This is a genomic window from Paeniglutamicibacter sp. ORCA_105 (assembly GCF_045798545.1).
Classification (GTDB): domain Bacteria; phylum Actinomycetota; class Actinomycetes; order Actinomycetales; family Micrococcaceae; genus Paeniglutamicibacter; species Paeniglutamicibacter sulfureus.
The window spans coordinates 1-6,577 of the sequence record NZ_JBIXLM010000074.1; the positions used below are offsets into that span (position 1 = coordinate 1).

At 59.3% G+C, this 6,577-nt stretch carries 5 protein-coding genes; all 5 read left to right on the forward strand.

Features of this window, described 5'->3' with window-relative positions; translation table 11 throughout:
• Positions 1-648 precede the first annotated feature (648 nt).
• The 5 genes from ACIPUB_RS19875 to ACIPUB_RS19895 all read left to right on the forward strand — a co-directional run bounded on the left by ACIPUB_RS19875 (position 649) and on the right by ACIPUB_RS19895 (position 6,060).
• Positions 649-1,056, forward strand: a complete 408-nt coding sequence (locus ACIPUB_RS19875; protein WP_407608965.1) for a hypothetical protein — start codon at positions 649-651, stop codon at positions 1,054-1,056.
• Positions 1,057-1,087: 31 nt separating this feature from the next.
• Positions 1,088-1,336: a hypothetical protein gene (locus tag ACIPUB_RS19880; protein WP_407608966.1), complete on the forward strand. Its 249-nt coding sequence runs from the start codon at positions 1,088-1,090 to the stop codon at positions 1,334-1,336.
• Positions 1,326-2,675 (forward strand): hypothetical protein, encoded by a 1,350-nt coding sequence (locus tag ACIPUB_RS19885; RefSeq protein WP_407608967.1) that lies wholly within the window; start codon positions 1,326-1,328, stop codon positions 2,673-2,675. Before ACIPUB_RS19880 ends, ACIPUB_RS19885 begins: the two co-directional genes overlap by 11 nt.
• A complete protein-coding gene (locus ACIPUB_RS19890) occupies positions 2,650-3,945 on the forward strand; it encodes a DNA-binding response regulator (protein ID WP_407608968.1) in 1,296 nt (431 codons plus the stop codon). The genes ACIPUB_RS19885 and ACIPUB_RS19890 overlap by 26 nt, the downstream gene beginning before the upstream one ends.
• 285 nt (positions 3,946-4,230) lie before the next feature.
• On the forward strand, positions 4,231-6,060 hold the full coding sequence (locus tag ACIPUB_RS19895) for a diadenylate cyclase (RefSeq protein WP_407608969.1): 1,830 nt from the start codon (positions 4,231-4,233) through the stop codon (positions 6,058-6,060).
• Positions 6,061-6,577 lie beyond the last annotated feature (517 nt).

Below are 6,577 nucleotides of genomic sequence, written 5' to 3' on the forward strand. Positions count from 1 at the left end.
GGGCTGGGCCGCTACATCTTCGACGGGCTGGCCCTCTTCGACTACGGCGAGGTGCTGGTCGGTGCCGTGCTGGTCACCGGCCTCGCACTGGTGCTCGACGGATTGCTGGCCCTGCTGGCCCGGGCGCTCTCCCCGGCTCGGCGGGCCATCGCACGGTAGCTCCATGTATTGCCGGCATGCGCCCTCCGCGCCGCCGTCCCGGTGAGGGCGCCATTCGGCCCCGTACCGACGGCGAGTTGCGTGAAGTTAACGATCAACGCTTGGATTTGGATGTCCAAGGCGTCCGTGGTGCGCAACCGACCCTCACATACGATCGCAATCGGACCACGTTGCCGCTGCATAGCACAGGAATGCGAGCGTAAGAGCTCGTCGGCCGTGACCTTCAAGCTCGCCATGATTTTCCTCTAATGGATCCTGGCAGGTCTGGTATCTGTTGATCGGCTAGATGTTGAACTGTCGTGGTGTGACCCATCATTTCCCTGACCATTGGGTTCACAAGGTGTCGTTCTTTCGGCATGTCCGCCACGACGGATCGGCATCGGCCTAGCCTGTTGCCGTGCCGCATTAGAGGATCGCCTGACCAGAACCCTGCTCCAGACCGATGCCTCCAGAACGGTTATCGAAGCATTGGAATGGAGGATCACCGGCATGATTATCGTTGAAGGAAAGTACGCCTACGTCGTCGGTGTCGACACCCACGCACGGACCCACACCTACGCCATCATTAACACCGCAACCGGCGCCCGCACTGGTTGCGAGGCATTCCCCGTCACCGCCGCGGGCAAGAAGCGCGCGTTGGCATGGACCGGTCGCAACACCGTCGGGCCGGTACTCCTGGCAATGGGAGGCGCGGCATCCCATGGGGCGTCGCTGACCCGCACCCTAGGGCGGGCCGACATCACCGGAGTCGAGGTGAAGCCACGTCGAAAGCAAGCACTTGCCGGGGTCGGCAAGACCGATGCAACCGCGGCAGCCACGGGCGTCCTGGGCATCCTGGGCATGGGCTTGGAGCGGCATGGGCTTAACACTTGCTGCAGCCTCGCTCCGACGGTTTGAGGGACACGATCAACATACTGCTGGCCAGCAGGTGACCGAGATCGGCAGTTGGCGTGCCCGCGCCACCGATGGCATTGAGCAGCAGGTTGCCCGCGAGGAAGCGATCCATCTGGCAAAGAGCGTTGCCGCAGCCGAGACCCGTCCGAGGCAGAGCAAGGCGCAGCTCGCAGACCTCAGCGAACAACTGGCGCCGGGGCTGCAGGCCCAACCAGGGTGGGGGCCGGTGACCACCGGAATCATCCTCACTGACCGCCCCGGATTGAGGTTGAATGACTACTAAGCAGATGACGCCAGCATCGACGCCGGCGAGTAGCCCGCGACTAGGGCGCGCTCTGTTCTATATCCACCAACAAACCAGACTCATCACCCAACCCATTATCAGAGCTAAGCTGGGCCAACTCATCTCAGCTGGCGACGCGATGGGGTACGCCGTCACGCTCAAAGACCACAAAATCCTCACGGGTTCCATGGCTATCGAATTCGCCGCACAGGCAGGTATCGGGCAACAAAGGCTAATGACGGAGATTCTGCCCAAGCTGGAGGAAGCCGACCTAATTGCCTACACGCTGGACCTAGCCACTGCCAGCTTGAAAACGATCGAGGAATTCGTCGGGCTTTCTGGCCGCATAATCGACCAGGCGATGAAGGTCACCGAGAAGTATGGACCGACCGACGTCGAATTCGCGGTCTTACACTGCACTGAGCTCGCGAGTTGGGCACCGCTGACTATGGATCAGCACGCGGAACAGCTCCACAATCGAGGGTTCAACGACACCGTGATCGAGGAGGCAATGAAGTTAACTCTGGCTGCCGCAGTAAACCAGCGTGTGAGATCCTCCGAGCTGGGTGAGTACGTAATCTACAACCCGAACGTATGGTCAGCCCACCATATGTCGATCGCTGCGTTCCTTAAGGGCCTGCCACCAGCCGAGCGCGATTCCCTTCTCGGACTGTGCGAACAGGCCGCAAACAGCCCCGGACTGGTACTTAACTCGTATGGGAGCTTCCAGCCCGGAATGTTGTCTTCTGCCCGAAAGGTCGGGCTAGTCCAGGCGGCCACGGTGAAGAGCAGCGTTGCCAGCGGCCAGCAAACGTATGTGTTTTCACCGATGCTTGAGTCAGAGGACGACAAGCTCCAGACCACCGAGGTCCTACACCATCGGAAAATGTTCGTGGCCCACATCCTCTACGGACATGAGAAGGCAATCGCGGGCCGCGGACGCATTCTTGACCCTCGTGTACTCGTCCGGACGCTACTACGCAAGGGCAGCGTCGGGCCAGCCTCGAACATTGCTTCGGACTACCACATGCTCGAGGCCAACGGCGTCGTCGCGGTTCGACCCTCCGACGAGGATCCGGGTCGCGCCTATCTTGATTTAGTGAAGAAGGAAATTGTCGAAGGCGGTCTCGGCTGGATTGAGTCTTCATATGGAAATGGAACCGGAACCGGCGCTGACCTTAGCACGCTCAACCCACCGTCTATCTGGACATCGCCGGAGGCGGACCGAAAGAATCTTCCAGATACTGGCGCGGCGATGGAGATTGCTGAATCCACAATCCTGAGACTCCGGGAAGCGCGGAAGGAGGCAGCGAGTGCAGCACGATATGACACCCCCTGAGTCCGACGATAACGAACCTCTCTTCAAAGACATCGCGTCGGCCGAGGCGAAGGCTGCGACACGTGGTGGGCCAACTCGGCCGCCCCGCGGGACGGCCAAGGCCAGCACGTCTGCGACCAAGACGATCGAGTCTACCCAACACATCCTCAGCCCAGGTGACGAACTCGAGATCCGGCTCGCGCGAATGCAGTTTTTCAAGGGAGCGTACACACGACGCGGCATCAACCTTGAACGGCATTTTTATCCCGAACCTCTCTTGGTCACCGACCTCGATTTGCTGTCCTTTGATATAACCGCCCGTCTGACCTTGTCCAAGACCATAGGGGAGGCTAAGAGCGGCACCGGGAAGAGTGCCCCCAAGCCCCTAGACCGCGCCATATGGATTGCGGGGCTGAAGCAACTTGTCGGCGCCGATGGCGGCATCGTTATCACAGCGCTTCGCCCGTCAGCACGCGTTCGCGACACTGTACGCAGTCTCGGCGTGACCGCTATGAGTCTCGACGATCTCGACCGGTGGGAGAAAACCCATCTGGCCAAAGACTTTGAAGATGTGGGTTCCCAGGGACCTAGTGCTTTCATGGCCGACATGCTGGCCCGCAAAGCCGTGAAAGGGGAACCAAAGCTCGAGCGCATTTACTGGTTCTTCCGGTCAGAAGTCTGGTTCCTCGACGCCTGGCAAGCTACCAAGCGTCTCATTGGTGCCCTCGGAGAACTACGCGGCTATTGGACCCCCGGCATCGACGATGATCAGGCCGCAGCCCTGCGCTGGCTTTACGCCGAAGCAGTCTCCATCCTGACACTCCAGCTCGTCGTACTCGTCGGCCGCTACCAAGCCTCCGACCAGCGCGACTGGCTTGCGGTCGCTTCCGATCATCTGGCCGAAGGCGCCATCCCCACTAACAATCAGCGCGCAATGGCCACCGCCTTCGACAACTATCTGGCCCGTATACTTGGCGAACTCAGGGCGCCAGCTACCATGAGCGTGGAAACGATGGGGGCATTCAACCCGACTCCACCTGAATGGGCTGAGGGCCTCATCGAACTAATCGCTCGATTGGAAGCTCATGACGGACTGACCGAGCTACCTCGGCATACAGACCTAGTGGTCTCGGAGCGTCTCGTTCGTCGCCGCAGTGAAAAAATTGAGGCCCTCGAAGCGGTGAGCAGGCGTGACCCCGAAGAGTTTGCTCGTATGCGCCGTCAGATCGCAGCATTCCTCCGCGGTGCCGTCGACATTCCTGAAGAAGTCAACAAGGCTATAAGCTCCTGACCTGATCAGCCACGGTCGATCGGCGCGAGGTACCACATGTTGGCAACCTGTAGGGCCTGAAGCGACTCGCTTTGGCTATCCTCAAGCCGTCTTGAACGGTGTGAAGATCATTTGATGGAACAATGCGGTGTGCCCGCCCAGTGTACGCAACACTGGGCGGGCACACTGTGCAGGGAAGAACTACGTTGCTCCAACGGATGTAAATCGCTGACGGTTCGGCCCGACTGCGCAACAGCCTCTGAAGGGACGGCCCGATCTAGGTATGGCAGAGACTAGGATTGCTTGGTGACTACTATCAATCAGTTCATGTGGGGATTCCAGCAAGTTTTTCGGTCGGGTCTCGAGCGCACCGCTCAGCAGGTATTCGCCAAGGTGGGGTTTGGAGTTGGACCTCGAGCGTACCTAGTCGGATTCGCCGTCCGCGACGACCTACCACATAGTGTCTGTTTTGAGCCGCAGTCTGAAGAACTTGCTCTTCTCGACTTAGTGCAGATACTTACTCGCTCAGATGAAATCTTCGAGAACGATCCAGAAAGCCGCATCTTCCATAGCCACGCACCGTTGCACGACCGCAGGCAGCGTCATTTACGCGATGCCAGTCGAGCCCGGGCGCTGCATGAAGCTCTCGAGTCATCGGTGCCGGGTCAAGGCCGAACGTTCCGTGTTGGTTCATCCGCTGTCATTGAGGGAAGCTACGCTGTACATCCAGTTCTTGCCTTCCCATCCGCAAGATGGAAGGCAAAGCCGACCCTTTCAAGCAAGATTCGGGACCGAATTCCCCTATTGCCGTCGTTCCAGGATTCCCTAGCCGCTCAGCTCTTAGCCAAAGCAACAACTGTGATGCGAACACAGGAGGCACCAGAGGGTTTCGGCCTCCTTAGTGGCGGTCCGACTGTTGACGAGATTATCCGAGAGGCAGCTCAATCATTTACCCGATCGATTGCGGTTTTAGCGGGCTATCCCTACGGCTCCGAACTCCACTCTGCATTAGACGCCGTCGCAGCCCAGCCGTACGAAGGCCGGTCTTCGATCGGTCGCGTGCTGCTAGCACGCTCTAACCACCCCGAGGTCGATACCACGCTCTCCTTTGTTGAACCAATCCCGATCGGAAGTACTAGACGGTTTCGCAAGGCTTTGGAAATGACCGACGACACACTCAGCCTAATCTGTGACGGAGCTCAGCTGACGGGCCTCGGGATACTCCGCAATGTCGCTGATGTCTCTGTCAGCAAAGCCGAGCATACCCCCCGAGACAAGTTCGACGAGTTTGATAGCAGGGAAACCCATTTCTCGTTCGAAGTCATGGGACGAGGTGAATGGCAATTGACCCATCGCGGCACGCACATGCTGCGCGTGATCAACTCCAAGGCAGAATTTCCGGATCCACCTTTGTCCCGGGAACGTTTCCAAGACGTGGCACGCCGCCTGTTCCCTGACACCACGAAGACGGATTTAGATGCTCTATGGGAACTAGCGAGTGCAGCCGCCGAGGCTGAGCACGGAACTATATTGGTGATCCACCGTGACGCTGCAGCAGAGTCCGTGCGACTCGCCCCACAAGCCCAGCAAGTCACTCCGACTGTCCTTTCAGCAGCCGTACTGAGCGCCGTGACATCGATCGACGGTGCAGTGCTGGTCGATCCGTCGGCGAGATGTCACGGAGTTGGTGTAATCCTCGATGGAGTTGCGACCGGAGAAGGCGACCCCGGTCGAGGTGCTCGCTTTAACTCGGCACTCCGATACCACCGATCCGTCGGCAATGACGCACTCATCGTCATCGTCAGTGAAGACGGGATGATCAATCTCGTGCCACTCCTGAACCGACGTGTTCGCGTCGAAGAGGTCGAGCGACCCGTGGCTGCTATCGAAGATGCAGCCTCTGTTCTCGACGCTGAAGCATTTCACCGAGCCTGGGACCACCTCGAAGCACTGTCCTTCTACTTGACCGGCGAGCAGTGTGACCGAATTAACGCAGCACGTGAATTGCTCGAGGAAGCACGTGCGCGTGGGCATCACGACCCGGAGCCGGGCCTTGGATTCATCACTGATGTCACTTGGATTCGCTTCAAGCCGGCTCCCGGAATGAATGACTCGTATTTCATCGACAATTCCTGAACCGAGTTCATCAGGTGAGCGAGGAAGTCGTCATCCCTCCGCTCACGCAACCAGCATCTAGCTGGGCGGCTTGACGCTTGTCTATCCAGCGGTAGTTTCCGCGGGCCTCACGGCTAGGGGAACAACCGTCCTAACCCAGCCACCACTCGCTGGTGTAATCGTAATCTGGCGTCCCTCAGCAGGGCGCGAAAAGTGCACCCAACTGTGTGGGGCCTGCTACAGACTGAGCTTTCTGTGTCAGCCGTGTCGGATAGGCCCAATTCCGACGTCCCAATTACTCCGGCGATCTGCCTACGCGGCGCGGCCGGGCCACAGGCGATCAGGTTCTCCTTGCGCCGCACACATTCTGCTGACCAGGGCGCTCTCCCCTGCCGGTCGGTCAATCGCCCGATAAGTTGGCATTCCTCGGCGAACGAGGCTATCCCACGTCGCCCTTGCCGTGCTGGCGCAGCTGGATGGCCACATCGACGTCGTCCGACGTGGGGCAGGCGTGGGAGTTCAGGTCGGCGATTGACCA